Below are 26,138 nucleotides of genomic sequence, written 5' to 3' on the forward strand. Positions count from 1 at the left end.
CGCCCACGGAAAAACGGAACGCATGCCTTCGGCCTGCTTACTGCTTCGCAGGAACACACGGAAATTTCACAGAAAAACATCACGGAGCAGACGAGAACATCACGGAAATGCATTGTTTTCTGGTTCCGTGACATTTTTTTCTGCGGATGGCAGGACTTGACAACACCGTTTGTGTAACTACAGATCCTTCCAGAGGGAAAGTCTTGGAATATCTGGATAGAAGTAGCTTGCAAACCGCTCTTTTTGCACAAACCCGAGTTTTTTATAAAAGGTTATTGCCGGTAGATTTGTTTCTGCGACCGTCAGATGAACTGATGTTACGCCATGGTTTCTGAGCTCTCGAAACAGCGCGTCCGAAAGCATTGTGCCGCACTCTTTTCTCTGATAGTTTGACACAACTCCGATCCGGATCAGTTTACCGACCGTTTTGTTGTCGAGGTGCACGCCTCCAAGAATATATCCGATTATTCCGCCGGACTCGTTTTCCGCGACAAAGAAGAGCGAAGGAAAGAGTTCTTCGATGTGCCGGAACAAAATCGGTCCGCCCATCCCTGCAAACAAGGGTGCGTCCAGCTCACAAATCCTGGAATAGTCTGCGGATGTGTAGGGTCGGATTCGGACGGACTGCATACTTTCTCAAGTATATGTGGTTGAGAGATTTTCAACGTATCCCTCGATCCCATAAGTTAACATGAAAAATTACTTATGCCTGCGCGAGTATATGTTTCAAAAGTATGAAGTGGCAGATCTCGGATCTCTTTGGCATGAACGTCTACTCAGACAAAGCAATCTTTCTCGGCAAAGTCGAGGATGTCGTGCTGGATGTTACCAATAAAAAAATAAGCGGCCTCGCACTTACCAACGTGAACCAGACCGTGCTTGACATTAAAAATTACCAGGGCATCATCATTCCCTACCGGATTGTAAAAGAGGTGGGCGATATTATTCTCGTGCGCCATATCCCTGGAGCCTTCAAAGTGGCTGAGCCGCTGTTTGGAGAGTAAGTTTTGCAATGAAGGATCACGAGATTTATTCCGGCCTCATCACCACGGTGCCGTTCGTTTTGCGGCTGGACGGAAGATCCTTTCACCACTTTTCCCGTGATCAGGGTTTTGAAAAACCCTATGATTATAATTTTTCAAAAGCCATGGTAGAGACCACGGCATCGCTTCTGAGCGACAGCGGTCTGTCTCCCTCTTTTGCCTACACATTCTCCGACGAAATAAGCCTCTACATCACAACGCCGGTCTTTGACTGCCGGGTGGAAAAACTTGTTTCGGTTGCCGCAGGTTTTGCCTCTTCAGCGTTTACCCTGCATGCGGGTGCCGCGCACCCGCTCTCGTTTGACTGCCGGGTTGTGCCGCTCGCTGAGTTTCAGCTGCCCAAGTATCTTGCCTGGCGTCAGGCTGAGGCATGGCGCAACCATATGAACGGCTACGCGCACAAACTGCTGACCGACACGGGCCTGTCGGCAACTGTTGCGCAGCGAAAACTGGACGGCATGAAAGCCTCAGACCTGCATGAGTTAGCGTTTTCCTTTGGCGTGAATCTTTCCGAGACTCCGGCCTGGCAGCGGCGCGGGACTGCGGTCTACCGCACCCTCACCGAGAGAGACGGCTACAACCCGATAACGAAGGAAACCGTGCAGGTTATGCGCCGCGTCGTCGCCATCGATGAAAATCTGCCTCTGTTCAAGACTCCGGAAGGTACTGCCTGGTTTGCGGAAAAGTTAGCGGCTTCGCTCTCTGATGTGCAGTCTTAAGATTGAGTACTGCAAATAGTCTTACTGCAATGACGATCACGTTTATCAAGCTTCACGGAAACGGAAATGACTTCATCCTGATCGATGAGATGAAGGGAACCGTAATTCCGGATGACATGAAGGCGCAGTTTGCGGTGAGCTACTGTGATCGCCGGTTTGGAATCGGTGCTGACGGCGTGCTGTTTATTTCTCCGTCAACAAAGGCGGATGTGCGGATGCGTCTTCTTCAGCCTGACGCAAGCGAGGCTGAGATGTGCGGTAATGGTATCCGCTGCCTTGCAAAGTATGCGTTTGACGAGAACTATGCAAAGACCAAGTCCTTTTCTGTGGAAACCCTTGCAGGTGTTCTGACGGTTCGGGCAGGCTATGACTGCGAGGGCTGTTTTGCTGCAACGATAGATATGGGCGCGCCAAAATATGATGCAGCGTCCATTCCTGCGACAGGGCCCGGCGACGTTGCTGCTGACATTGACGGCATGAAGGTGTATGCGGCAAACACGGGAGTCCCCCACGCGGTCATCTTTGTGGATGATGTGGAGGCTGTTGATCTTGAAGCGGTCGCGCCCAAGATCCGGCACCATGCACTCTTCCCGAAAGGAACGAATGTGAACTTCGTGCAGGTGATTGGTCCTTCTTCAATTACGATCCGGACCTTTGAGCGCGGTGTGGAAGGTGAGACCCTTTCCTGCGGAACAGGCTCTACAGCGTCTGCTCTTCTTGCAGCAAAAATCGGCAAGGTTTCCGGCGAAATAATTCACGTGGATACGGTTGGCGGACCTCTCGACATCGCTGTAGGCGATCATGCGATGATGACCGGACCTGCCGAGACGGTGTTTGTCGGCGAGATCTTATTTTAAAAAATTCAAAAAAATATTTTTTATTCTTAGGTGTTGCCCATTGAGTTCTGCCTCTCACTGAAAGCACTGAGCCCACAGAAAATCTCACGAAAAAATATCACGGAGCAGACGTGAACATCACGGAATCCAAATACAATTCATTTTTGTGATGTTTCTGGGTGCTCCGTATTTTTCGTGGGCGGCTGGATCATGGATGAATCAGAGACCAATCCTTATCACCGCTTCCCGCAAATATAACTCCCATGTACATCGGCGTTGATCACGGAACAACCTCCCTGCGTTTTGCGACCGATACCGGAAAACGATTCAAAATATCCAGAGAAGATGCAAAAGAGTTTGTCATCTCGGATCTGCAGAAGATATGTCCGGTTGAAGAGATTGAAGGGTTTGCTCTCTGCTACTCGATGGGCGACAACTTCACCGAAATTACGCCAGTTGCCAAACTCAAAAACCGCGGTGTCATCACCCGTGAAGGTGCGGGCAAACATATCGGCGGAGGAACGCGGGTCTTTGATGTGATCAAAGAGTCCGGCATCCCGGCAGTCGCGGTCCCGGGCATTCACCGGGGTTCGGATACCGACCCGCGATTCAAAATTTACTCGCATCAGACCAGTCCGGAAAAACTCGGCATCGCCTACCTCGCATCCAAAACACTTGGCGACACCTTCATTGTCTCTGACATCAGCTCCAACACCGTCTCTCTCCTCATTGCAAAAGGAAAATGTATCGGCGCATTCGATGCATGCGTGTTTGCTCCCGGCAGCCGTCACGGCGCACTTGACGTTGACGCAATCAGAAAAGTGGATGAAGGAGACCTCACCGCAAACGAAGCCTTCACCACTGCGGGCGTCATGTATCACATGGAAGAAAAATATCAGAACCCGACCGTTGCCATGTGGGCCGCGATGGAATGCGCATCACTTGCCCTGCTTGCTCCCGAAGCTCCGGTAGCACTTGCCGGCAGCCTTGCTCCAGAACTTGCCGAAGAAATTTCTGCGCTTCTGCAAAAGCCGGTCATCGTCTATGATGAGTGGGCCGCATCCGACGGACTCGCACAAATCGCACGCGATGTCTTTTCCGGGGCAAAACAGATTCTCGGCATGCCAGTTTCCCAAAGTCTCAGACGCAAATAATTCGAGTATCGTCGAATTATGTTTCGACCACAAGAAAGATAAGCCCAATCAAACAGGTCAAATCCAAAATAACTAATATACTCACTCTTTTTTTGAAATTGAACGGGTTTGTTCGTGATATTCGGAATCATTAGATTCATATTGATTAATCGTGATAAATTATACTGGTTATTCACGTGAGAGAGCTACGCATCCATGGTAGAGGCGGACAGGGTTCCGTCACGGCTGCGGAACTTATTGCTACCGCAGCCTTCACGGGTGGAGTATACGCCCAGGCGTTTCCGGCATTTGGTGTCGAACGCCGCGGCGCACCCGTCCAGGCATTCGTACGGTTCAGCAACGAGAAGATTCGGCTGAGAAGCCAGATCTACGAGCCGGATTATATAATTGTACAGGACAGCACCTTAATTCACGACGTCAACGTATTTGCGGGAATGTCGGAAGGTGGGATTGCAATCATCAACACCGAGAAGAAAGGAAACTACAACCTTCCAGCAGGTGTCAAACTGATTGTCATCGACGCAACAGCGATTGCTCTTGAAGAGATCGGTCTTCCCATCACCAATACAACGCTGATGGGAGCATTTGCCGCAGCAAGCGGTGAGATCACTTTAGAGGCACTCAAAGGCGCAATTGAAGAGCGGTTCCCGGAAAAACTTGCGGCAACCAACTTCGCCGCAGCACAGCGGGCATACAATATGGTAAAGGAGGGAGCAGTCTAATGCCGCTTGGAATAGGATGTACAGCACGGCCTGGTCAGGGAAGAAACAACAAGACCGGTTCATGGCGGGTCTATTACCCGGTCCTTGACAAGGAAAAGTGTACCAAGTGCGGAACATGCCAGCTGATCTGTCCGGAAGGATGCATCGACCAGCAGCCTGACAAAAGTTATGAGATTGATCTCGACTTCTGCAAAGGCTGCGGCATGTGTGCCGAAGAGTGCCCTGACAAAGCAAAAGCGATCACCATGCACAAGGAGGAAAAATAAATGCCCCTGCAGATGATGGAAGGATCCATTGCTGTCGCGGAGACCGTTCGTCTCTGCCGGCCGCAGGTGATCTCCGCATACCCGATCACCCCGCAGACCCATATCGTTGAAGGTCTCGCATCAATTGTTGCCGACGGACGGCTTGACGCAGAGTACATCTGTGTGGAGTCAGAGTTCTCCGCACTCTCCGCATGTATCGGAGCGTCTGCTGCTGGCAGCAGAGTCTACTCAGCAACAACCTCGCAGGGACTTGCCCTGATGGCTGAAGTGGTCTTCAACTCCGCAGGAATGCGGCTGCCAATCGTGATGGGCATTGCCAATCGTGCAATCTCAGCACCGCTGTCTATCTGGAACGACCAGCAGGACTCCATCATGATGAGAGACTCCGGCTGGCTGCAGTTCTACGCAGAGGATAATCAGGAAGCAGTTGATCTGCACATCCTCTCCTACAAGATCTGTGAGGACCACGACATTCTGCTTCCGGCCTTTGTGTGCTTTGACGGATTCATCCTCTCGCACGTGTTCGAGCCGGTTGACATCCCGTCAGAAAAGGAAGTCGATGAGTTCCTCGGTCCGTTCAAGCCGTACCAGCAGCTTGACGTGAAGGATCCGATCTCGTTTGGAATGTATGCAACTCCTGAGTACTATCTTGAGTTCCGGTACGAACATGATCAGGCTGTCCACCGTGCAGCAGATGCCCTGCGCAAGCATGGAAAAGCATTCGGCGAGAAGTTCGGACGCGACTACTCAGAGCTTGTCGAGGGATACAGACTCGAAGACGCCGAAGTCGCGATCATTGCGATGGGTTCCATCTGCGGAACGACCAAAGACGCAATCGATGAGATGCGTGCGGAAGGCAAGAAGGTTGGTCTGTTAAAGATCCGCTGCTTCCGTCCGTTCCCGGCAGCTGATATTGTAAAAGCGCTTGCACACGTGAAGACGGTTGCAGTGCTTGACAAGAACATCAGTCTTGGCGCAAAAGGAGCTGTAGGAATTGAGGTCAAAGATGCCTGCTACGGCTTAGGCATTCCAATCTACGACTACGTCCTTGGTCTCGGCGGCCGCGACGTGCGCAAGAAGGATATCAAGAAGATCGTAGAGCTTGCCGAGAAAGGTTCAGGCGATATGTTCTACGGACTGCGCGAGGAGTTGTTATAAATGGTAGATCGTACAATTGAAAACTTCGACTGCGGTCACCGCGCTTGCGGCGGCTGCGGGGCATCGTCTGCGGTCAGAATGATTCTGAAGGGTGCCGGAGAAAACACGATCGTGGTCAGCCCTACGGGATGTCTTGAGGTGTTTTCCACTCCGTATCCTGAGACTGCATGGAAGACACCATGGATTCACTCACTCTTTGAGAATGCATCTGCAGTTGCTTCCGGTGTTGAGGCAGCCCTGAAAAGACAGGGAAGACTCGGCAAGGAAAAGGTACTTGTTATCGGAGGAGACGGCGCGACCGTTGATATCGGTATGCTCTGTATCTCAGGAGCTTTCGAGCGCGGTCATGACTTCACCTATGTCTGCTATGACAACGAAGCCTACATGAACACAGGTATCCAGCGTTCCGGAGCAACGCCCTACGATGCTGACACGACGACCTCGCCGTCCGGTGTCTGCTCGACGGGAAACAACCGACCGAAAAAGGATCTCCCGCAGATTCTGGTTGCCCACGGCTCGCCCTATGTGGCGACCGCAACCATGGCATACCCGATGGACCTGATGAAAAAGGTTGAGAAGGCGATGAACACGCAAGGTCCCTGCTACATCCAGGTGCATGCTCCCTGCTGTACCGGATGGGGATATGACGGCGCGAAAACGATGGAGATCGGAAGAATGGCGGTCGAGTGCGGACTGTGGCCCTGCTACGAGATCGTTGACGGCAAACAGACTTCGGTAAAGAAAGTTCAGCGCGTTCCGGTCGATGAGTATCTCAAGGCTCAGAAGAGGTTCCGCCACCTGTTCAAGCCGACAAGAAACGATGCAGAGATCGCAAAAATTCAGGCGATCGCTGATGCCAATGCCGCGAAGTACGGCATTGACATCGAATAATATTTTTTTCCAGAATACTTAATCCAAAGAGCGTCAATATATACGATAATGACGTTCGCAACAGATGTGCTTGCTTTACTTCTTGATCCCAAAACATTCTTTGCGGATTCTTCCAAGACCAGCTCTCTGAAACTGCCGGTTCTGTTTACCGCCATCTACGCAGTTGTCGTGGCAGTGGTGAGTGCTCAGGCATCAGCAGCATCCGCTGAGATGCTCGGACTTGGCAGCATGACCGGGATGATGCAGGGAATTGGTGCGGTCAGCGGACTGATAATGACGTTTATCTCCTGGCTTGTTGTGGCACTGGTGTTCTTTGTGTTCATCAAGTTCATTGCCCACACACAATCAGGATTCAAACCATTTCTCATCGCAACAGGCTATGCCTCCCTGCCGCTCCTTATCGGAGCAGTCCTCACTTTGATCGTTGATATGATAGCCAAAGGAACTTTTGACGGATGGATGGGATTTGTTCTCAACCTCGTAATTCTCCTATGGTGTATACCCATCTGGGCATACGGATGCGCGGCAGCAGGAAACGTTCCGGTTTCTGCGGTGTTCACCGCAATTCTGATCCCAATCATTCTCATGATCGCCTTCACTGCATGGGGGACCTACACAAATCTTGAAGCAATGAACAATCTTCAGACAGGCGGCTTACAGGTATCCATGGGTCCGCAGCGATAATTTTCCAACAATTTTTTTCAATTTTTAATCGTGAACTGTTCACGAAAAAAAAACATCACGACGCAGCCGGGATGATTTTGTCCCCCACGGAAAAACGGAACACGCAGAAATTTCACAGAAATAGGAGTTCCGCGGTGTAATTTTGAGAAGTGGTGAGACTGTCAAAAATGATTTTCAACACGACTCCCATTGTGATTTTTTAAACACGAACCACACGAAAAAACGCAAAACATAAACTCACAAAATAGTACGAAAAATACGAAATAGGAGTTTCGATGCGGCAATTGTTGATTGATTCCAGCAGAAACATTTTTTGATCATCGTCTTTACTTTCAGATCTTAGGAGGTATTCAGTGACCGCATCTGCATTCAAGATCCTATTTCGTGTTTTTCGAAATATTTCGTGAGATAAACAATTCGTGTTTTTTCGTGTGGTTCGTGTTTAAAAAATCACACCGCGTAAGTCCTAAGAAAAAAAAACATCACGGAGCAGACGTGAACATCACGGAAATGAATTGTTCTCGTCTGCAAAAAAAGTTATGGATAAATTGGTTTTCTTCGCAGACGCCAGTACCGGTATCCGGCAATACCGAAGATAACTAACCAGACCACCACAAAGATCGGGAAGAATGTGTCATAACTTACCGGATAAAACCGCATCTCCACATCTTTGGACTCAGTCCAGACCACAACCGTCCCGTAACTTTCAGGATCAAGACTCATCTCCTCAAGAAGAGAGGCCGCCTCATCTCCGGTGTAGGTCACACCGCCATCTCTGACCGGTCCGAGAATCAGATTATTCGTATGAAACGCTGACGGCAGCAGAACGGTTGTATTGAACGGCACCAGATACTGTGCATAGATGAGGTTCCCGTCAATAGGGGCATCATAGGTCAGCGTATAATTTCCTTCAGGAAACTTCAGCTCCGTTGAACTTTTGGTAGTATTTACTACCGTTCCGTTCTCCGCAGTCAGCGTAACATTGTTCGCCTTCAGCTCTCCGCCTTCCCCGATAAAACCGGGAGACATCAGCAGATAGCCGCTCTGGTTTACCAGAGCGGCCTCTGCAAAGAGCGTGCTACCGTCTTCAGACACCGCGTACACCACAGAGTTCGCGGATACCGGCAGCACCAGCAGCGCAGCTATCAGCAGTACTGCGATTACAGCACGGAGAGCAGTGCTTCGATGGTCGGGTCGATCTCGATTGGCGGAGCGCATTGCTTAATCACCGTTTCCGGATCCTTCAACAGGTGGCCGGTAACCACACAGACAATCTTCTCGCGGGGGTCAAGCATGCCCTGTTCGGCAAGCTTGCGGATACCGGCAACGGATGCAGCGGATGCCGGCTCAACACCGATACCCTCATAGCGCGCAAGGTCACGCTGCATCGCAAGAATTTCTGCATCGGTCACGGACTCTGCGGTTCCCTTCGTCTCGTGGATAGCGCGCAGAGCCTTCTCTGCGTTTACCGGAGCACCGATACGAATTGCGGACGCAACCGTCTCAGGATTCTGCTCCACAACAACCTCAGGCAGATTGCCTTTGATCGCGTTCACAACAGGCATCGCACCTTCAGCCTGAATGGCCGTCATCATTGGCAGCGTGTCAATGAAACCGACATCGCGCCACTCGCACAGACCCTTATAGACCGCAGAGATGTTTCCTGCGTTGCCGACCGGCAGAACAATTCTGTCCGGCACACAGCCAAGCTGATCAACCGCCTCAAAACCAATCGTCTTCTGACCCTCAAGCCGGTACGGATTGATCGAGTTCAGCAGATAGATGCCGTGGCTGACACAAAGCTCGTGCACCATCTCAAGAGCGCGGTCAAAGTTTCCGCGAATCGAGATGACTTTTGCTCCATGCATCAGTGCCTGGGCAACCTTGCCGAGAGCCACGTGGCCTGCCGGCAGCAGAACGACCGACGGCATTCCTGCCTTTGCCGCATACACTGCCATCGATGCAGACGTGTTGCCGGTTGACGCACAGGCAACAATATTCTTGCCGAGCTGTTTTGCCATCGAAACACCGAGCGTCATGCCGCGGTCCTTAAAGGAGCCGGACGGATTCATACCCTCGTGCTTTGCATACAGATTCGGCAGCCCCAGCTCTTCACCGATCTTTTTCAGATGGTACAAGGGAGTTCCTCCCTCCTGCAGGGTGACCGGTTCAATTCTGACCGGCAGGAACTCTTTGTATCTCCAGACCGAGATCGGGCGCTGGTTCAGTTCTTTGCGGGTGATGGTGATCTTATCGAGATCATATTTGACGGCCAGAAGATGGCCGCACTTCTCACAGTTGTACACAATTGCGTCCGGAGGATACTCCGCACCGCAGTGAACACAGACGAGGCGATACATGCTGTAAACATTTGGTGCTGAAAGGTTAGAATGTTATTCCCACACCACTTTTTTTGCCGGCACACCGGAAATTTTCAGGAACACAATCCAGAGCGCAACCGGCACGAGAAATGTCGCCCAGTACGCATACGAAGTATCGATTCTGCTGAATAAAAATCCGAAAAACAACACAACCGCAACGACCAGGAGAGTGATTGAATAGATCTTCGGCCTGACATCATGGCCGTCGCTCGTGACCGTGCCACGGACGCGGCGGAACGAAAACGGGTAGAGATAGTGAATGCCTGAGTTGTCGCAGGTATCTTCCAGCAGATGCAGGAAACATCCAAGCAGAAACGCCGCGCCGAAGATCCAGATGAGAAGGTTGTCGCGCAGGAATTCGAGGTACGGAATATAGGACAGCACGAAACAGAACAGCCAGATCCAGAATGTCAGAAGCAGCGACATGCAGATGACACCAATCGGCGAGTGCGGGAGCTCGCGGTGTCCCTGCTTCGGGAGAATTTTCTGACCGAAGATGCCGACAAAGATCATCGAGAGCGGTTTGTAGCAGAAGATGTAGAGAAAGTAGCCGATAACCGGAGTCAGGAAAAATCTCCGGCCTTTGGCTCCCGGAATTGCCGAGTGGAAGATTGCCGACTCGCGGCCTTTGTCCACGTCCGGCGCTATTGATCCAAAGAAGATGCCAAGCAGAATGATAATCGACCATGACCAGTGGATAAGTCCCGCGATCGGGGCGAGAATGACAAGACCGGTCAGGAGGCTGAGTAATATATGGGTTGAGCCTTTCACGGGTTAGTATTGGATGCCCAGAGAAAATAATCAATGGTTATCTGTTCAGCAGAGAAATAGAATACCAGCTATGGTTGCAAAAAAATCCGGACGAACATCTTCGGCACGCAAGAAGAAATCAAAGAATATGCCAAAGCAGATTGCAGCAGCAGTGGTGGTGATTGCTGCGGCCGTCTGTGTGTTGATCTTCGGCGGCGGTATGGCAGGCCCGGCGACCTCGACCACTCTTGCGCCACTCATCACGGATGAGCACGCGTTTTCGATGCATGTGATCGATGTGGGGCAGGCTGATGCCATTCTTCTGTCCAAAGACGGAAAGTTTGCTCTGGTCGATGCAGGCGAGACGATGAAGCCGTCAGAGAGGGAAGCGCGCGACAAACTTTTCGCATATCTTGACTCGCTGAATGTGACAAGACTTGAGTTCCTGCTGCTGACGCATCAGGATTATGATCACATTGGCAGCGCGCTTGATGTGCTGAAAAAGTATGAGGTGGGCACGGTCTATGATAATGGCGTTGTCCACACTTCGGCGACCTATGAAAAACTGATGACTCATATTCTGGATCAGAAAATTCCCTACCGCGTGGTTGCAGCAGGAGATGTTATCACTTCGCCCTGGCAGGGTGTGACGCTTGAGGTTTTGTCGCCGCAAAAAGATCTGATCATGTCAGGCAAAAACCCTGACATCAATGAAAACTCGGTTGTGATCAAAGCAGTCTATCAGAATGTGTCCTACCTTTTAACAGGAGATGCGGAGAAGAAGGCTGAGGAGGCAATGCTTGCGGCAGGAGAGGACCTGAATGCAGATATTCTGAAGGCAGGTCATCACGGAAGTTCGACGTCTTCCACGCAGAAGTTCCTGAACGCGGTGAGTCCTGCAGTAATTGTCATCAGCCTTGGCGAGGGCAATGAGTACGGGCACCCGCACAAAGAACCTCTCGAGCGGTTTGTGCAGATGACTGAACACATCTACCGGACCGATATGGACGGGGATGTGGTTGTGACAACAGACGGAAATGTGTACTCTGTGGTTACGCGAAAAGCCCATATCTACGAGAATGTGATTGTACCGAATCAGGCAGCAGCATGAGTGAGAAGCTGCTGATAACGGTTGATGCTATAGAAGGGGAGAAGGCGTCGCTTCTTCTCCGGCTGCCGGAAGAGGAGCGACCGTTTGGGGTCGTCCCTCTTTCCATGCTGCCGGAGGGCGTAGCTGTCGGCGACATTCTGTCGATCTCGTTTCAGGCCGAGCCTGAGATGACGGAGGAAGCACGACGGCGGGTAGCGGCGCTGCATGAGAAGCTGATGCGAAGGTAATCACGAATTTTTACCAATGCTGCGCATCAGTGATAATGGATAGAAGTTGATTTTAGAAAATTGCGGCTGTGATTGATCACAGCCATCTCGGCCAAGGAAGCCCGAACTGTTTTACAAGACCCGAAATCTCGTCGTGAATTCCTTTGTCAAGTTTGAAGAGGACAACAAAGTAGATGACTGCTCCGACAGCTACTGGAATGAGCACATTGCAGACATTGGTTAGCGGAACGAACTCTTTGTAGATGAAGATGAATGCTGCCATCAGAAGAGCACTTGCGATGATGTGGATGATCGGTTTTGCCTCGAACCTGATAGGGACATAGCGTTTGAGGAAGTGTCTGAGAAGGACCGCATTGAGGATGATGCTGATAAGTGAGGCGACGGCTGCGCCTTCGATGCCGATGAGGGGAATTAAGGCAACGTTGAGAACAATGTTGAGCAGCGCAGCTGAAGCGGTCGCATAGAAGGACTGGCGGGCATGGTCGATAGCGCTGAGGGTTGTTCCAAAGAACACCATGAAGACGTTGACGATCTGCAGGAGAAGCAGAATTGCACAGGCCGTCCCGCCGACAGCAAAGTCAGCTCCGTAGAAAAAGTAGAGCAGTCGCTCAGATAGGAGAATGCCTCCTGCGGCTGTGGGTACTGCGAGAAGAAGTCCATAGGTGATGCTTCTTGTGAGGATGCCTGGAATCTGAGTGAGGTCGCCTTTGGCGCTCCAGTTGCTGAACTTCGGGGTGAGAGTGCTGGCAATCGCAGCAGTGATGAATGTGCCTATTGTGGTGAGTTGGAGTGCCACACGATAAACGCCGACATCACCATTGGTCATGAAGTAGCCGATGAAAATGGTGTCAGTATAGGTGAGAACTACTGAGCCTGTTGTGATCAGAAATGCCCACATTGAGTAAGTGAAAAGACTCTGCAGATGACGGAAACCGAAACGGGCAGGTTTGAATGTGAAATATTTGATGCAGGCGATACCGGACAGAATCAAGCCGATGACAAAACCTCCAAAAAGTCCTGCAACGGAATATCCTAAGAGAACGGCTATTACCTGTATACTGATTCGCGAGATCTCGTTTATTCCTGTGGAAAGATTCCAGATTCCTACATGACCGAGGGAGTATACACCGTAGGTAATTGTGTGACCGAAGAATGCCGCAGCAAGGGCGATGATAATCCACATGACCATGTTGTAGCCTTCGAGATCCACAAAGTACGGGCCGATCACAAGAAGAATGAGAGTTGATACAATGATGAGGATAAGTCGAAGCGTTGCATATGCAGTAAGGTACTCATTCTGATCTTTTCCTTCAGATATGCGTTTGACCGCAGCACTGCCGAAACCGCCGTCACCGATCATGTTGAAGATGCCGAAATATGCGAGGAAGAGGAAATAGACACCCATCAGATCTTTTCCAAGAAGATGGGTAAAGAGCATGGTTGAGAGAAATCCAAGGAGCGTTATCGCTATGGTGACGCTGATTTGAATCATGCTCTGACGCTGGATGGGCGGGATTTCGGAGATGCGGGAAATGATTGCAGGAGGCATCTTTTTTACTGGATGAGTGTTAGTGCTACGAAGTTAAGAAGGAGGTGGGAGGAATTTTACTCTGGTTTTTTGAGCGATGACTAGATCCATTTTTCGTTTTTTTCGATGGTTTTGATCTGAGATGCAGAAACACTTCTTGTTGTAGCGTCTTCCGATCAGGGTATCGATTTTTGCATAGGAAATTTCGGCAGTCGGGAGAGAGAGATAAATACTGCGACAGACGAGAAATACGTGAATGAGACTATATCAAAGCTTCTGTAATTATATCTCCTTAGCGAAATATCCATGAGAAAATAATTCACGTGACATATCGGCAAATTATCCGAATCTATATGATTGTTCAAGGAAAAATAATAGAGATAGAATGAAAGTCCTCATCCTTGCCGGCGGCATGGGAACCCGCCTTGCTGAAGAAACCAATATCATCCCAAAGCCGATGGTTGAGATCGGCGGCCATCCGATTCTCTGGCACATTATGAAGATCTACTCCAGTTATGGATTTAATGAGTTCATAATTCTTCTTGGATACAAAGGATATGTGATTAAAGAGTACTTTGCCAATTATTTTCTCCACCAGAGCGATGTAACGTTTGATATGGTAAATAACTCCATGGAGATTCATGAACAGCACTGTGAACCATGGAAGGTCACGCTAATCGACACGGGCCTTAATACCCAGACAGGTGGGCGTGTGCTGCGCGCCAGAAAATATGTCGGCAACGAACCATTCATGCTCACCTATGGAGACGGGGTTTCAAATATTAATATTCGGGAGCTGATTGAGTTCCACAAGAATCACGGCGGTCTCGCCACCCTGACCTCAGTCCAGCCAGAAGGAAGATACGGGACAATTACTTCCGGGACAGATGGTCAGATATCCAATTTTGTGGAAAAACCAAAAGGTGACGGGGCATGGATCAATGCAGGATTTTTTGTGCTGCAGCCGGAAGTTTTTGACTACATCAAGGAAGGCGATGCTACGATATTTGAGCGCGGCCCCCTGGAATCACTTGCCCGTAATGGAGAATTATACTCCTACCGGCATGAGAGATTCTGGAAATGCATGGATACCCTGCGGGATAAACAGCAGCTTCAGGAGATGTGGGATAACGGAAACACTCCTTGGAAGAACTGGATGGAATGATGTTTGACATCTTTAAAGGAAAACGAATCCTCGTTACTGGTCATACCGGTTTTAAGGGTTCATGGCTTGTTCTCTGGCTTTCGCAGCTTGGAGCAGAAGTACATGGATACTCTCTGCCGCCAAACACCGAGCCAAACCATTACACCGCAGTACGTATCCGTGAACTGCTGAAAAGCGAGTGTCTTGCAGATATACGTGACAGGGAACAACTGAGGAATTATGTGCACGAAGTGCAGCCTGACTGTATCTTTCATCTCGCAGCACAGCCGCTTGTGCGGAGATCATATGCAGAACCGGTTGAAACATTTGATGCGAATGTGATGGGCAGCATCTATCTGATGGAGGCAGTGCGGACGTTGGGAAAACCCTGTACGATGATCATGATCACGAGCGACAAATGTTACCGAAACGATCATCATGTCTGGGGATACCGCGAGTGTGATCCGCTTGGAGGACATGACCCTTACAGCGCAAGCAAGGCCGCGGCAGAGATTGTTGTTGCTTCGTATCGTGACTCCTTTTTTTCTCCGGAAAAAATTGCAGAGCATGGAGTACATCTTGCCTCAGTTCGTGCGGGGAATGTGATCGGTGGGGGCGACTGGGCTGAAGACCGGATTATTCCTGATGCGGTTCGGGCCGTAACCTCAGGAAGATCTCTTGAGGTCAGAAGTCCGCAGGCTGTTCGTCCCTGGCAGCATGTGCTTGAACCACTTTCCGGTTACATGCTTCTTGCATCAAAGATGCTTGGAGGAGAAGAGGGATTGGAAGGGGCATGGAACTTTGGCCCGCTTCCCACGGGGGCTGCAACGGTTCGGGAGATCACAGAGGAGTTTTATCGCGTATGGGGAAAAGGTGAGGCTGTGTATGATCCTGCTCTTGCGAACCTGCACGAAGCTGAACTTCTGCGGCTATCTTCTGAGAAGGCGATGACGTATCTTGGATGGAGGCCTATGTGGGATCTTTCGAAAACGTTGTTGAAGACGGCTGAGTGGTACCGGAGATATTATTCAGGAGAGGATGCACGGGTGTTGAGTCTTGTAGATATCAAACGATATATGGCCCAAATGGAGGGATGAAGATGGGAAAACTGAAGATCATTACAACACCACTGGAAGGGCTGTATGTTGTAGAGACAGAGCCGTTTATGGATCATCGCGGAATATGGGCAAGAATTTTTTGTGAAAACGAGCTAAGAGAGATTTTGCAGAATCGCCACATTGTTAACATCAATCTCTCAAAAACATCTGAACAAGGGACGGTGCGAGGTATGCATTATCAACTCCCACCTATGGCGGAGATGAAACTTATCAGATGTACTGGTGGAAGAATATTTGATGTTGCGGTGGATTTACGAAAAAATTCGCCGACATATCTACATTGGCATGGTGAAGAATTATCAGGAGAGAGTATGAAAATGTTCGTAATACCAGAAGGATTCGCCCATGGATTTCAGGCACTTACAGATAATATAGAAATGATTTATCTTCATACAGAGTTTTATTCACAAGAATTGGAACGAGGTGTCCGATATAATGATCCAGCAATTGGAATTCAGTGGCCATTGAAACCCACCAATTTGTCAGAAAGAGACCAAAAGCACCCGATGATATCCAACGAAGATGCCGAAATTACCATTACTGGAAACAAAAATGACACAATACACAAATGAGCAACAGGATCGAGAAAATATCCTTTCCCTTGTGACAAAATACTATCAAGAACATTACGTAAATCGAAAAAAATTCTCTATTGGAGATAGAATTCCTTATGCTGCACGAGTTTTCGATGAAAAGGAAATGTGCAATTTAGTGAACAGTGCCCTTGATTTCTGGCTGACGTCAGAAAAATATTGTGATCAGTTTGAAAATGAATTTGCTGAATATCTTGGAGTTAATTATTGTTATCTCGTGAATTCGGGTTCATCTGCAAATCTTCTGGCTTTCATGGCACTAACATCACCACTGTTAGGTGAAAAACGCATTACACCGAGTGATGAGATTATAACCATTGCTGCAGGATTCCCAACTACCGTTACTCCCATACTTCAGTATGGGGCAGTCCCCGTATTTGTGGATGTAACATTGCCAGATTACAATATTAATCCAAAAGAGATTGAAAAAGCGATTTCTGAAAAAACAAAAGGCATAATGATCGCGCATACACTAGGAAATCCTTTTGATCTGACTGAAATAACTAAAATTTGTAAAAAACATAACCTCTGGCTTATTGAAGATAACTGTGACGCATTAGGTTCACAATATTTTATTGAGGGTACATGGAAATTTACCGGAACAATTGGAGACATAGGAACATCCAGTTTTTACCCGCCTCATCACTTGACAATGGGAGAGGGTGGAGCTGTATATACAGATAATCCATTGCTGGCAAAAATATTGAAATCAATGCGTGATTGGGGAAGAGATTGTGTTTGCCCATCAGGAAAAGATAATTTCTGTGGACATCGTTTTGATAAACAGTATGGAGATCTTCCAAAGGGATATGATCACAAGTACGTGTACTCACATTTTGGCTATAATCTCAAAACAACAGAGATGCAGGCAGCCATCGGTTGTGAGCAACTCAAAAAACTTCCGTACTTTATAGATAAACGCGTACACAATTGGAACAGACTGTACACAGGGTTAGAAGATTTATCGAATGATATTATCCTGCCTTTAGCAACACATGGCTCAAAACCAAGTTGGTTCGGCTTTTTGATAACAACACGAAAGACAGGGATCAGAGATAGGCTTGTAAGATATCTTGAGGAACACGGAATCCAAACAAGAATGTTATTTGCAGGAAACATCCTTAAGCACCCTTGTTTTTCTGAAATGAAGATGTCAGAAGTTGGATATCGGATTGTAGGAGATTTAACAAATACCGATATTATCCTGAATGATACATTTTGGATTGGGGTGTACCCAGGACTTACTGATGACATGATTGATTACATGATTCTCGTCCTTCACGAATTCTTCGAGATGAAGACTGGGGATATGTCATGAAGATCCTTGTTACTGGTGCAACTGGTTTTGTCGGGCATTATGTAGTACAGTGGTTGGTGGATCACGATTATGACGTAGTCGCGACGGCGACGTCCGATGAAAAAGCAAAGAAGTTTGCATGGTATGATTCGGTGAAATTTGTCGCGTGTGATTATTATTCGGAGGAGAAAAACTTCTATGAATTTTTTGGAGAGCCGGACATCCTGATCCATCTTGCCTGGAAAGGTTTGCCGAACTACATGATGCGGTTTCATCTGGAGGAAAATCTTCCTGCAGAGATGCGATTTCTGCGATCATTTGCAGAGACAAGGAAGACAAAGATTGTGATTACCGGAACATGCTATGAGTATGGTGTGGTAAACGGCTGTCTGTCTGAGGATATGCCTGCGAATCCAACTACTGTATATGGAGTTGCAAAAGATACGCTGCGGCGATATCTTTCATTCCTTGCTGGAGAGTATGGCTTTTCATGGAACTGGGTGCGACTTTTCTTTTTGTACGGAAAGGGACAGAGTCCGAAGTCGCTGCTTCCACAACTCGATGCGGCTATCGAACGAGGAGATACTGAATTTCCGATGTCAGGGGGGGAACAGCTACGAGATTACCTACTAGTGGAAAAAGTAGCGGAATATGTTTGTCGGATTGCTTTGCAGGATGCTATGTCCGGTGTGGTGAACTGTTGTTCGGGGAAGATGATTTCAGTGAGGCAGTTGGTTGAGGAGCGAGTCAGTGAGTTGGGTGCGGAGATTTCCCTGAAACTTGGAGTGTACGGGTATCCCGCATATGAGGGTATGGCATTTTGGGGAGATGTTTCACGGTTACATGAGGTGATTGATGATGCATGAGATGGATTTTGTTGATGAGTATTATGCAGATAAGGATTTGTCTTTGTTAAAAAAACTGACATTGGTTATTCCGACGTACAATCGAAATTACTATCTTTCCCGATGTTTGTGGTATCATGCCCATTTTCCGTTCGGTGAGATCATTGTGGCGGATTCATCTCCTGAGGAGAAAAAGGTGGTGAATCGGGAGACAGTGCAGAAGATACGGGAGAAGTTTGGGGCAAATGTGCGGTACCTGGAGTACGAACCGGAGACTGAGAAATATGGAGGGGATATTTACCGAAAATGGGGGGATGCGGTGCAACATGTGGAGACGGAGTACTCACAGATTGTCACAGATAAAGAGTTTGTTATCCCTACGACATCAGTTGAGTGTATAGATTATTTAAATCGATATGAGGACTATGTAACCGCCCAAGGAGAAAGAAAAATTGCTTATTTATTTACATTTAATAGATGTCAGATAAAAACATGGGGCCATTCATGTTCATTTGACGATGATTCAGTCATTGATAGATTAAAAAAATATAATTCCAATCGGACACCTGACGAGATCTTACTTAATATTCATCGAGCAAAGAAGCACAAAGAATACTATCAATGCTATCATGATTCAAAATTGAACGATTTTCGATTTGGAGAGGCTCAATTAGAATTACAACCACTTTTGGCAGGAAAAGCAAAATATTTCACACAAATGCCTGGGAAGATGCGTGATGTCACTCGCGTGCACAATAATAATTCTGAAAGTTCAAGCACGAGATATATTTCATTGTCGCTCTATCCCCCTGAAAGAAAAAAAAATCTTGTGGCAATACTTAGCAATTGTTTCCAAAATAATCTGAACACACAATCCCATACCACAGATAATCCTCGAAATAGCGATGAAATATTGGAGATAGTGCTAGAAATAATCAAATGGTGGTTTTGTGCTGATATTTATCCACAAAAATCAAACAAAGATATATTTAGAAAATATCCATGTCTTGGAAAAATATGGATGGCTATTCCAACTAAACTACAGCTTTATCTCAGCGTAATGCTTGCTAACGAAATAGTGTTGCGAAAAAATAATATTTTTAATAGAGATAATGAAATCAAGATAATCTCAAAAATGATTAATGAAACTAAACAAATGTACAAAGAGGATATGAAAATATGCTGACATACATCCGAGTTGCCAGGACATGTATTACACAACACATTATTTCATAAATTTTAGCCTGACTTTTCGCAATATCACAAAATGTTTTTATCATTTATTTCCAATTAGACGTTTAAAGAAAAACCCAACAATCACTGGATGTATCTCATGGAAACGCGGAAATATGCATATTTTTCTAAGCATTCCCCCCAGTGTTAGCGCAATTTTATATTGTAACGAATTGGTCATGATGACATTGAATAGAATAACATCCAGCTGACGATTGGCACAAACACAATTCGGATGGTGGATATGGTCAACATCTAGATGTTGTATCTCTCTGCATAGTAAAGAGGTATCTCCACCAGAATAGTGAGCACCCACTACACCAATATTTGATATAAGATTTTTTTCAGGAATTATGCACAGACCATTGTTCATCATAACTGTATACGTCCACTGATAATCCCATGTATCAGGAGTTGATGTTGCATGAAAATCATCCCCATGCCACAGAAGATGTTCACGAAATAATGGAATTTCATCGAAATAGGAATCGTGAATTATTTTATCTGAAAGGGACTCCCACCAGGAGAGTGTTATATCATAAGTCTTCCATGATCTCGCCCATGTTGCCCAGCCCCATATCCATGTCCAACGAGAAAAATCATACGAATAATTCAACTGAACCGTATTTGAAATGAGATTCGTACCTGATATCATCATTACTTGAGGATTATCCCTGTATTTTTGCAGTAGTATCTCACAATAACCGAAAAAATCGTGAGATGGGACACAATCATCTTCGAGAATGATACCTTCTTCTTCATGATCAAAAAACCATGTGATACCAGAACTAATAGCTTTAGCACATCCCACATTTTCATCCAGAAATCGAACATGCAATTCACAACTCCAATCTATCTGATCAAGAATTCGACGTGTATCTGCGCATAATTTGGAATCGCTCAGTTTATTGTCTCGTGGACCATCTGCTGACACATATAGCTTGGTGGGTCGCGCAGCTCTTATTCGATCAAAAACTTGTTGGGTAGTATCAGGTCGATTAAATATGAGCAATAATACAGGCGTCTCAAAGCACGTCTCAGTCATAATCATCGAACTCCAAATTGTAATAACTGCAAAATCCCAATCTCCGGTGTAACATCAGCCTTCCACCGAATCATTGTTTCTGCTTTCAACACCTCCGGCAGTCTTCTAGTCGGATCGTCCTGAGGCATCGGATGATAAGTAAGGTTTTCCTCTTTGCCACATATCGCATAAATCATTTTGGCAAGCTCCAGAATTGTCATCTCATGAGAACTACCGATGTTCACCACTTCCCCAGTACATCCGTCATACGCTGCCAAACGCAACAGACCGACAACAGTATCTGTCACGTAACAGAAACACCGCGTTTGTGATCCATCACCAAATATCGTTACTGGTTGCTCATGCACAATCTGATCCATAAAACGCGGGATAACCCGTCCATAGATACCATCCGCACGAATTCTCGGACCATATGTGTTGAAAATCCGTGCAATCCGGATATCAACTCCTTTCTGACGAAGATATGCCATACACAATGCCTCCCCACCATCGTTTCGCCTCATCATAACATCCGCGTGGTCCAACTGCATTCACATTCCCTCGGTAAGTTTCCGGTGTCGGAAAAACTGTAGGTTCCCCATAAGTTTCACTCGTAGAAGTAAACAAAAATTTCGCCCGATTCTCTGCAGCAATCTCAAGAGCATGCATTGTCCCGGTAGTATTCGATCGGATAATCTCAATAGGGAATTCGGCAAACTCAAATGGTCCTGCACGAGATGCGAGGTGGAACACATAATCAAATGGGCCATCGAGAGAAAACTCCTCAGAAACATCCTGCACTATCATAGTAAAGTTCGGATTGGATTGAAGATGAACTATATTTTCCTCGCGACCGCTGGAGTAGTTATCAAGACAGATTACTCTTGCGCCAAGTGCTAAAAGAGACTCACACATCCATGAACCAAGAAAACCTGCACCCCCAGTTACCAGGACTCTTTTTCCCTCATAATATGAGGGAGATATTTTTGAGATAATTTCGTTAATTTCATTAAAACTCATATTGACCCACCTTCTGAAGTTCTTCTCGTAATATTGGGCCAAATACAGAATGCTTCAAGGTCAACTCCAGATTGGATTTCATCCACCCGGGTTTGTCACCGATATCATATCTAGTACATGCCGTAACAAGTCCAATTGAAGCCTGAAATTTTCGAAGAGCGTCCGTTAATTGAATCTCTCCCTTTTTTCCAGGTTTTGTTTCCTTCAATAGAGCAAATATTTCAGGAGTCAGCAGATACCTGCCAATTGCCCCAAGGTTTGAGGGGGCATCTTTCGGTTCGGGTTTCTCCACAATATCAGTAATTCGATAATGGGTATCATCGATCCGATCACCCGCAATAATTCCATAATCGCGAATTTTTTCCATTGCTACAGGTTCAACAACGATGATCGGTTTAGTGTGCCGAGTATAAGCGCCAGTCATCTGGGCAGTACAGGGTTTCTGTCCTGCGTGAGGAACACAAATGGTGTCACCCAACAATACTGCAAATGGTTCGTCACCACAGTGATGTTCAGCGTAGAGAATCGCATCACCAAGTCCGCGTTGTTCCTTCTGCCGGATAAAATGGATATCAGCAAGTTCCGAGAGGGATTTACTCTCCCGCAACAACTCCTGATCCCCTGATTGTTTGAGATGGTAGTCCAACTCCAGTGAAGAGTCAAAGTGATCTTCGATAGCTCGTTTGTTCCTTCCGGTAATAATAAGAATATCATCACAACCGGATGCCACAGCCTCTTCTACAACATACTGAATAACCGGTTTGTCTACAACAGGCAACATTTCTTTTGGCTGGGCTTTGGTCATCGGAAAAAATCTGGTGCCCCATCCAGCAGCAGGAATCACAGCTTTCGTTACCTGTTTCACCAACATACACCTTCCGCGTCAGGAATAGTAAGGATGTGTCTTCCATCAATAATAACTCTGAATTTCATGCCGTCAAACTCTTCGTTTAGTTGTGAAAATTCCGGCCATTCTGTCATTACAAGGCATGCATCAGCATTTTTCAATGCTTCTTTTGCGGAATTGCAGTAGAGAACATTGGGGAAGACATGTTTCATATTTTCTCCTGCCATTGGATCATAACAGACAGGTACGGCGTTTTTGTCGAGTAGAGATGCAATAACTGGTATGGATCTGGATTCCCGAATATCGTCAGTGTTATCCTTGAAGGCAAGCCCAAGGACGGCAATTCGTTTTTCTTTCAGATCAGGAAAATGTCGTTCCAAAATCCGGATCATTTGCAGGGGTTGAGCTTCATTCACGGCAAGTACTGCCTGGAGGAGAATTGGGTGTACTCCCGCTGCTTCTGATAATACAGCGAGTGCCGAGACGTCTTTTGGGAAGCAACTGCCGCCGAAGCCTGCGCCAGCATTCAGAAAATGGGGTGAGATACGATGATCAAGACCGACACCTTTCATCACTTCATAGACGTCCACGTCCAATTGTTTACAGAGATTTCCGATTTCATTGGAGAAGGATATTTTTGTAGCGAGAAATGCATTTGCCGTGTACTTAATCATTTCAGCGGCAGTGCTGCCGGTGGTAAGTACAGGAGCATCCAGTCCGGAATAGACATTTTTCATTATGTTCAGTGTCTGTTCGTCTGTCGTGCCCAGAACGATTCTGTCGGGATGAAAAAAGTCATCGATTGCCCTTCCTTCACGAAGGAATTCAGGGTTCATACAACAATCAAAGGACTGTTTCGGTAGTTTTGATGCGAGAATCGGGCCAACAATATTTTGGGTTGTGCCGGGAGGAACTGTACTTTTCACAACAATAACCGGATACGATGTGCGTTGCTTTACCAGTTGGTTAGCAATGTTTTCTGCAGCAGAACGAATATAGGATAGATTTGCACTGCCATCAGGATTTGGAGGAGTTCCAACGGCTATGAATATCACGTCACCCTCAGATACTGATGTGTACTCAGTGGAGGCACGGAGATTTTTACCAATATGGTTTTTCAGAAGTTCAGAGAGACCATTTTCATAGATTGGGGGGACAGCAGAATTTATTGCGCTAATTTTAGTTTCGTCGATATCAACAATCGTTACATCATGACCGAGATGTGCAAGGCACGTTCCAGTTACCAATCCTACGTAACCGCCGCCGATTATCGTAATATGCAGAGCAGGATATTTATCGGATTTCTTCAACGTAATCACTCCATAGTTTTTTGGTACACATTCATCGTATCTCTAGCACACTTATCCCAAGAAAATTCGGATAGCTGATTATATCCATTAGAAATCATGTGTTCGATCAATCGTTCATCATCCATTACACTATACACCGCGTTAGAAATTTCAACAGGGTTTTTAGGATCAAAATACAGCACAGCATTGCCACCAATTTCCGGCAGAGAACTTGTATTGCTGCAAAGAACGGGACAGCCACATGAAAACGCCTCTAATAGTGGCAGTCCAAAACCTTCATTGAGAGATGGGTAAACAAATGCGATGGCATTCTGATAGAGGGATATTAATTGTTCGTCATTAACAGTTATTTGGCTGATCTGTCTGGAGACTCCCAATGTTGAGAATAAATCCATTTCTGATTGGCTAAACGTACCCCCACCAGCACATATCAACTTACATCCATCTCTCAAAATGGAGGAGATAGATAGAACAAAATGAAGAAAATTTTTGTGAGGATAGCGAATTCCAACATAAAGAAGATATCGACTTTCGTGACATGCAGATACATCGGTACGTTTTGGAATCAAATATTTCTCAAACAGGGAGCCATGATATACAATGTCGATTAATTCAGGATCAACATCATAATATCCAACGAGATCATTTTTTGTACTTTTTGATATTGCAATAAATCTGGATGCATCATCAATTATCTCAGAAGTATATTTTATGAACTTTACAGCTTTTGGTGTATTTTCAGGATATTTTTCACACGTAAGATCATGTATTGTCAGCACATATGGTTTTTTGCCAATATCCTTCAAAAAATATGATTCCAACCATGTTGGATGGAACACATCGAAATCCTGTTTTTGAAGAAGTTTTCTCGTTTTGTATTCAGCTCCATCAAGTAATCGAGAAGGATTCTGATGAAACATCTGCAATGACAAGGTTACAATTTTGTCGCGAATATTCCATGTGATATTCTCAGGACAATGCTGTAATTTTCGATAATCCTGAGTTACAGACCACATATCTGGGATAATGGGGGTTATTTGATTTCCAGATTGATAACGTGATATGAGTTCTGTAAAATATCGTGGAATACCTGCGTACTTTCCTAAACGAAATGCCTGGTGGTCATATAATACTCTCATATTTCGTTACCAAAGAATCAGTTACAATAATAGTGACCATACAAATATATAATCTATACTTTCGTTTTTTTATTTTTGGTTTCGGAAAACAGTGTTCGTTTCAGAGCTCCAAAATATGATGCGGATGCGCGGAATAGATGATTCATTCTTGTCCCCATGATCATGTCAATGGCATTATTTACAAAACCGCGTTTGGCATTTTGAGCTGCATTATATGCCTCCTCATACTTTTTCTTTTCATTTCCCCATGGTGTCATGGAAAAATATTTCCAGTACTCCTCATCCACAATACCTGAATATGCCTTCCAAGGTTTGACTTTTCCATTAAAATGCAGGATACAATCTTCATAGTTACTCTCCGAGATACCAAGCTCCCGCATAAGCCTATAATCGGTCATTCTCTTTCCAACAGGGAAATTGTACCTTTGACTAAAAAAAAGAGTGTCACGTTGGAACAACATGTTTAAGGCGTCTTGATCGGCATACGGAAATTCAGGATGGTAATATATCAACTCCATAATTTTACTAGGTAATAAATGACCTGAGCGCAGTTTATTCAGATTCATAACTAAAAGTCCAGAGTTAAAATAGATTTTCCAGTTAATGCCTAATGGACGATGAATATCATCATAATATTTTACATTAGATTTTCGTGCAGTATCCAAACAGGCACCAAGACTATGAACACCTATCGGTATATCCCATACAATGGAAATATCAGTTTTTGCAATCATATCACAATCGAGATAAATTATCTTATCCAAGTTCGGTAAGATTTCAGGAATATATAATCGAAGCAATGCCCCCGGAGTGAACTGTTGCAAATTCTCCCGAGTTATGTCATTTACCCACTCGGGAAGTACAACAGAATGAAACAGAATTTCTGCCCCATATTTTTGCCCCAATTCGTAATATTTGCGAATATTTGCAGCAGTATTATCAGGATTCAGGACGGAAAACTTTTCCTCATACAAAAGATGTACCGCAACATGTCTTGAACAGTTGTCCAGAATGGAGACTAAAGTAGTACCGGCATGTCGATTATAATCGTCAGACAAATCCCATGGACTCAAGACAATATGAACAGTATCCAATCCA

Annotated in this window: 29 protein-coding genes; 17 read left to right on the top strand and 12 right to left on the bottom strand. The window is 46.3% G+C overall.

Annotated features, from left to right (window positions below; genetic code table 11):
* Positions 1-177 precede the first annotated feature (177 nt).
* Complete coding sequence (locus McpCs1_RS05965) at positions 178-630, bottom strand: GNAT family N-acetyltransferase (RefSeq protein WP_338096343.1); 453 nt, start codon at positions 628-630, stop codon at positions 178-180.
* A gap of 104 nt (positions 631-734) precedes the next feature.
* On the opposite strand from McpCs1_RS05965, the gene McpCs1_RS05970 reads away from it, so the two are divergent.
* From McpCs1_RS05970 to McpCs1_RS06010, 9 genes are all read left to right on the top strand, one after another.
* Positions 735-1,004 carry a PRC-barrel domain-containing protein gene (locus tag McpCs1_RS05970; protein WP_338094362.1) on the top strand — a complete coding sequence of 90 codons (270 nt, stop codon included), beginning with the start codon at positions 735-737 and terminating at the stop codon, positions 1,002-1,004.
* Positions 1,005-1,012: 8 nt separating this feature from the next.
* Complete coding sequence (locus tag McpCs1_RS05975; RefSeq protein ID WP_338096344.1) at positions 1,013-1,762, top strand: tRNA(His) guanylyltransferase Thg1 family protein; 750 nt, start codon at positions 1,013-1,015, stop codon at positions 1,760-1,762.
* Positions 1,763-1,791: 29 nt separating this feature from the next.
* A complete protein-coding gene (gene dapF / locus McpCs1_RS05980) occupies positions 1,792-2,619 on the top strand; it encodes a diaminopimelate epimerase (RefSeq protein WP_338096401.1) in 828 nt (275 codons plus the stop codon).
* A gap of 242 nt (positions 2,620-2,861) precedes the next feature.
* Complete coding sequence (locus tag McpCs1_RS05985) at positions 2,862-3,752, top strand: methanogenesis marker 12 protein (protein ID WP_338096345.1); 891 nt, start codon at positions 2,862-2,864, stop codon at positions 3,750-3,752.
* Positions 3,753-3,928: 176 nt separating this feature from the next.
* Positions 3,929-4,474 carry a pyruvate ferredoxin oxidoreductase subunit gamma gene (locus McpCs1_RS05990; protein WP_338096346.1) on the top strand — a complete coding sequence of 182 codons (546 nt, stop codon included), beginning with the start codon at positions 3,929-3,931 and terminating at the stop codon, positions 4,472-4,474.
* Positions 4,474-4,740: a 4Fe-4S binding protein gene (locus tag McpCs1_RS05995; protein WP_338096347.1), complete on the top strand. Its 267-nt coding sequence runs from the start codon at positions 4,474-4,476 to the stop codon at positions 4,738-4,740. Before McpCs1_RS05990 ends, McpCs1_RS05995 begins: the two co-directional genes overlap by 1 nt.
* A complete protein-coding gene (locus tag McpCs1_RS06000) occupies positions 4,741-5,898 on the top strand; it encodes a transketolase C-terminal domain-containing protein (protein ID WP_338096348.1) in 1,158 nt (385 codons plus the stop codon). It begins immediately after the preceding gene.
* Complete coding sequence (locus McpCs1_RS06005; protein ID WP_338096349.1) at positions 5,899-6,789, top strand: thiamine pyrophosphate-dependent enzyme; 891 nt, start codon at positions 5,899-5,901, stop codon at positions 6,787-6,789.
* A 48-nt stretch (positions 6,790-6,837) separates the two neighbouring features.
* The gene (locus McpCs1_RS06010) at positions 6,838-7,473 is read left to right on the top strand and encodes a YIP1 family protein (protein WP_338096350.1); all 636 of its coding nucleotides are present in this window, start codon (positions 6,838-6,840) and stop codon (positions 7,471-7,473) included.
* 537 nt (positions 7,474-8,010) lie between these two features.
* On the opposite strand, the gene McpCs1_RS06015 is transcribed toward McpCs1_RS06010, so the two are convergent.
* Genes McpCs1_RS06015 through McpCs1_RS06025 form a run of 3 tightly spaced genes read right to left on the bottom strand, consistent with a single transcriptional unit; the run spans position 8,011 to position 10,625 of the window.
* Positions 8,011-8,691, bottom strand: coding sequence for a DUF5803 family protein (locus McpCs1_RS06015; protein WP_338096351.1), 681 nt, complete (start codon positions 8,689-8,691; stop codon positions 8,011-8,013).
* Entirely contained in the window at positions 8,634-9,833 is a 1,200-nt protein-coding gene (gene thrC / locus McpCs1_RS06020; protein WP_338096352.1) for a threonine synthase, read from the bottom strand. Before thrC ends, McpCs1_RS06015 begins: the two co-directional genes overlap by 58 nt.
* Before the next feature lie 33 nt (positions 9,834-9,866).
* Positions 9,867-10,625, bottom strand: coding sequence for a metal-dependent hydrolase (locus McpCs1_RS06025; protein ID WP_338096353.1), 759 nt, complete (start codon positions 10,623-10,625; stop codon positions 9,867-9,869).
* A gap of 70 nt (positions 10,626-10,695) precedes the next feature.
* Here McpCs1_RS06025 and McpCs1_RS06030 point away from each other — a divergent pair, with 70 nt between their 5' ends.
* Together McpCs1_RS06030 and McpCs1_RS06035 are read left to right on the top strand one after the other, a co-directional pair.
* Positions 10,696-11,715, top strand: coding sequence for a ComEC/Rec2 family competence protein (locus McpCs1_RS06030; protein WP_338096354.1), 1,020 nt, complete (start codon positions 10,696-10,698; stop codon positions 11,713-11,715).
* Positions 11,712-11,942: a DUF3006 domain-containing protein gene (locus tag McpCs1_RS06035; protein WP_338096355.1), complete on the top strand. Its 231-nt coding sequence runs from the start codon at positions 11,712-11,714 to the stop codon at positions 11,940-11,942. The genes McpCs1_RS06030 and McpCs1_RS06035 overlap by 4 nt, the downstream gene beginning before the upstream one ends.
* Positions 11,943-12,018: 76 nt before the next feature.
* Here McpCs1_RS06035 and McpCs1_RS06040 read toward each other — a convergent pair whose 3' ends face one another.
* Positions 12,019-13,491: a flippase gene (locus McpCs1_RS06040; protein ID WP_338096356.1), complete on the bottom strand. Its 1,473-nt coding sequence runs from the start codon at positions 13,489-13,491 to the stop codon at positions 12,019-12,021.
* A 364-nt stretch (positions 13,492-13,855) separates the two neighbouring features.
* Between McpCs1_RS06040 and rfbF the strand changes: the two genes are divergently transcribed.
* From rfbF to McpCs1_RS06070, 6 genes are read left to right on the top strand one after another with little or no spacing between them, the layout of a single operon-like run.
* A complete protein-coding gene (gene rfbF / locus McpCs1_RS06045; RefSeq protein WP_338096357.1) occupies positions 13,856-14,635 on the top strand; it encodes a glucose-1-phosphate cytidylyltransferase in 780 nt (259 codons plus the stop codon).
* A complete protein-coding gene (gene rfbG, locus McpCs1_RS06050) occupies positions 14,614-15,711 on the top strand; it encodes a CDP-glucose 4,6-dehydratase (protein ID WP_338096358.1) in 1,098 nt (365 codons plus the stop codon). Before rfbF ends, rfbG begins: the two co-directional genes overlap by 22 nt.
* 2 nt (positions 15,712-15,713) lie before the next feature.
* Positions 15,714-16,304: a dTDP-4-dehydrorhamnose 3,5-epimerase gene (gene rfbC / locus McpCs1_RS06055; protein ID WP_338096359.1), complete on the top strand. Its 591-nt coding sequence runs from the start codon at positions 15,714-15,716 to the stop codon at positions 16,302-16,304.
* The gene (gene rfbH, locus McpCs1_RS06060) at positions 16,285-17,643 is read left to right on the top strand and encodes a lipopolysaccharide biosynthesis protein RfbH (RefSeq protein WP_338096360.1); all 1,359 of its coding nucleotides are present in this window, start codon (positions 16,285-16,287) and stop codon (positions 17,641-17,643) included. The genes rfbC and rfbH overlap by 20 nt, the downstream gene beginning before the upstream one ends.
* On the top strand, positions 17,640-18,488 hold the full coding sequence (locus tag McpCs1_RS06065; protein ID WP_338096361.1) for an NAD-dependent epimerase/dehydratase family protein: 849 nt from the start codon (positions 17,640-17,642) through the stop codon (positions 18,486-18,488). Before rfbH ends, McpCs1_RS06065 begins: the two co-directional genes overlap by 4 nt.
* On the top strand, positions 18,478-19,653 hold the full coding sequence (locus McpCs1_RS06070; RefSeq protein WP_338096362.1) for a TIGR00180 family glycosyltransferase: 1,176 nt from the start codon (positions 18,478-18,480) through the stop codon (positions 19,651-19,653). Before McpCs1_RS06065 ends, McpCs1_RS06070 begins: the two co-directional genes overlap by 11 nt.
* A 90-nt stretch (positions 19,654-19,743) precedes the next feature.
* Here the strand turns inward: McpCs1_RS06070 and McpCs1_RS06075 are convergent, their stop codons facing one another.
* The 7 genes from McpCs1_RS06075 to McpCs1_RS06105 are packed head-to-tail and all read right to left on the bottom strand — an operon-like array spanning position 19,744 to position 26,134.
* The gene (locus tag McpCs1_RS06075) at positions 19,744-20,745 is read right to left on the bottom strand and encodes a hypothetical protein (protein WP_338096363.1); all 1,002 of its coding nucleotides are present in this window, start codon (positions 20,743-20,745) and stop codon (positions 19,744-19,746) included.
* Positions 20,746-20,747: 2 nt separating this feature from the next.
* Positions 20,748-21,215, bottom strand: a complete 468-nt coding sequence (locus tag McpCs1_RS06080; RefSeq protein ID WP_338096364.1) for an NAD-dependent epimerase/dehydratase family protein — start codon at positions 21,213-21,215, stop codon at positions 20,748-20,750.
* Positions 21,187-21,744: an NAD-dependent epimerase/dehydratase family protein gene (locus tag McpCs1_RS06085; RefSeq protein WP_338096365.1), complete on the bottom strand. Its 558-nt coding sequence runs from the start codon at positions 21,742-21,744 to the stop codon at positions 21,187-21,189. The genes McpCs1_RS06080 and McpCs1_RS06085 overlap by 29 nt, the downstream gene beginning before the upstream one ends.
* The gene (gene galU / locus McpCs1_RS06090; RefSeq protein ID WP_338096366.1) at positions 21,734-22,615 is read right to left on the bottom strand and encodes a UTP--glucose-1-phosphate uridylyltransferase GalU; all 882 of its coding nucleotides are present in this window, start codon (positions 22,613-22,615) and stop codon (positions 21,734-21,736) included. Before galU ends, McpCs1_RS06085 begins: the two co-directional genes overlap by 11 nt.
* The gene (locus McpCs1_RS06095) at positions 22,606-23,901 is read right to left on the bottom strand and encodes a UDP-glucose dehydrogenase family protein (protein ID WP_338096367.1); all 1,296 of its coding nucleotides are present in this window, start codon (positions 23,899-23,901) and stop codon (positions 22,606-22,608) included. Before McpCs1_RS06095 ends, galU begins: the two co-directional genes overlap by 10 nt.
* Before the next feature lie 5 nt (positions 23,902-23,906).
* Entirely contained in the window at positions 23,907-25,040 is a 1,134-nt protein-coding gene (locus tag McpCs1_RS06100) for a glycosyltransferase family 4 protein (protein WP_338096368.1), read from the bottom strand.
* A 53-nt stretch (positions 25,041-25,093) separates the two neighbouring features.
* Positions 25,094-26,134 (bottom strand): glycosyltransferase family 8 protein, encoded by a 1,041-nt coding sequence (locus tag McpCs1_RS06105; RefSeq protein ID WP_338096369.1) that lies wholly within the window; start codon positions 26,132-26,134, stop codon positions 25,094-25,096.
* Between the last annotated feature and the right edge of the window lie 4 nt (positions 26,135-26,138).

Origin of the sequence: Methanorbis rubei (genome assembly GCF_032714495.1) — an archaeon.
In the GTDB taxonomy this organism is placed as follows: domain Archaea; phylum Halobacteriota; class Methanomicrobia; order Methanomicrobiales; family Methanocorpusculaceae; genus Methanocorpusculum; species Methanocorpusculum rubei.

Coding starts and splice junctions, on each gene's coding strand:
- McpCs1_RS05965 (WP_338096343.1), bottom strand. CDS start 630: ATGCAGTCCGTCCGAATCCGACCCTACACATCCGCAGACTATTCCAGG.
- McpCs1_RS05970 (WP_338094362.1), top strand. CDS start 735: ATGAAGTGGCAGATCTCGGATCTCTTTGGCATGAACGTCTACTCAGAC.
- McpCs1_RS05975 (WP_338096344.1), top strand. CDS start 1,013: ATGAAGGATCACGAGATTTATTCCGGCCTCATCACCACGGTGCCGTTC.
- dapF (WP_338096401.1), top strand. CDS start 1,792: ATGACGATCACGTTTATCAAGCTTCACGGAAACGGAAATGACTTCATC.
- McpCs1_RS05985 (WP_338096345.1), top strand. CDS start 2,862: ATGTACATCGGCGTTGATCACGGAACAACCTCCCTGCGTTTTGCGACC.
- McpCs1_RS05995 (WP_338096347.1), top strand. CDS start 4,474: ATGCCGCTTGGAATAGGATGTACAGCACGGCCTGGTCAGGGAAGAAAC.
- McpCs1_RS06000 (WP_338096348.1), top strand. CDS start 4,741: ATGCCCCTGCAGATGATGGAAGGATCCATTGCTGTCGCGGAGACCGTT.
- McpCs1_RS06005 (WP_338096349.1), top strand. CDS start 5,899: ATGGTAGATCGTACAATTGAAAACTTCGACTGCGGTCACCGCGCTTGC.
- McpCs1_RS06010 (WP_338096350.1), top strand. CDS start 6,838: ATGACGTTCGCAACAGATGTGCTTGCTTTACTTCTTGATCCCAAAACA.
- McpCs1_RS06015 (WP_338096351.1), bottom strand. CDS start 8,691: ATGCGCTCCGCCAATCGAGATCGACCCGACCATCGAAGCACTGCTCTC.
- thrC (WP_338096352.1), bottom strand. CDS start 9,833: ATGTATCGCCTCGTCTGTGTTCACTGCGGTGCGGAGTATCCTCCGGAC.
- McpCs1_RS06030 (WP_338096354.1), top strand. CDS start 10,696: ATGGTTGCAAAAAAATCCGGACGAACATCTTCGGCACGCAAGAAGAAA.
- McpCs1_RS06035 (WP_338096355.1), top strand. CDS start 11,712: ATGAGTGAGAAGCTGCTGATAACGGTTGATGCTATAGAAGGGGAGAAG.
- McpCs1_RS06040 (WP_338096356.1), bottom strand. CDS start 13,491: ATGCCTCCTGCAATCATTTCCCGCATCTCCGAAATCCCGCCCATCCAG.
- rfbF (WP_338096357.1), top strand. CDS start 13,856: ATGAAAGTCCTCATCCTTGCCGGCGGCATGGGAACCCGCCTTGCTGAA.
- rfbC (WP_338096359.1), top strand. CDS start 15,714: ATGGGAAAACTGAAGATCATTACAACACCACTGGAAGGGCTGTATGTT.
- rfbH (WP_338096360.1), top strand. CDS start 16,285: ATGACACAATACACAAATGAGCAACAGGATCGAGAAAATATCCTTTCC.
- McpCs1_RS06065 (WP_338096361.1), top strand. CDS start 17,640: ATGAAGATCCTTGTTACTGGTGCAACTGGTTTTGTCGGGCATTATGTA.
- McpCs1_RS06070 (WP_338096362.1), top strand. CDS start 18,478: ATGATGCATGAGATGGATTTTGTTGATGAGTATTATGCAGATAAGGAT.
- McpCs1_RS06075 (WP_338096363.1), bottom strand. CDS start 20,745: ATGACTGAGACGTGCTTTGAGACGCCTGTATTATTGCTCATATTTAAT.
- McpCs1_RS06080 (WP_338096364.1), bottom strand. CDS start 21,215: ATGGCATATCTTCGTCAGAAAGGAGTTGATATCCGGATTGCACGGATT.
- McpCs1_RS06085 (WP_338096365.1), bottom strand. CDS start 21,744: ATGAGTTTTAATGAAATTAACGAAATTATCTCAAAAATATCTCCCTCA.
- galU (WP_338096366.1), bottom strand. CDS start 22,615: ATGTTGGTGAAACAGGTAACGAAAGCTGTGATTCCTGCTGCTGGATGG.
- McpCs1_RS06100 (WP_338096368.1), bottom strand. CDS start 25,040: ATGAGAGTATTATATGACCACCAGGCATTTCGTTTAGGAAAGTACGCA.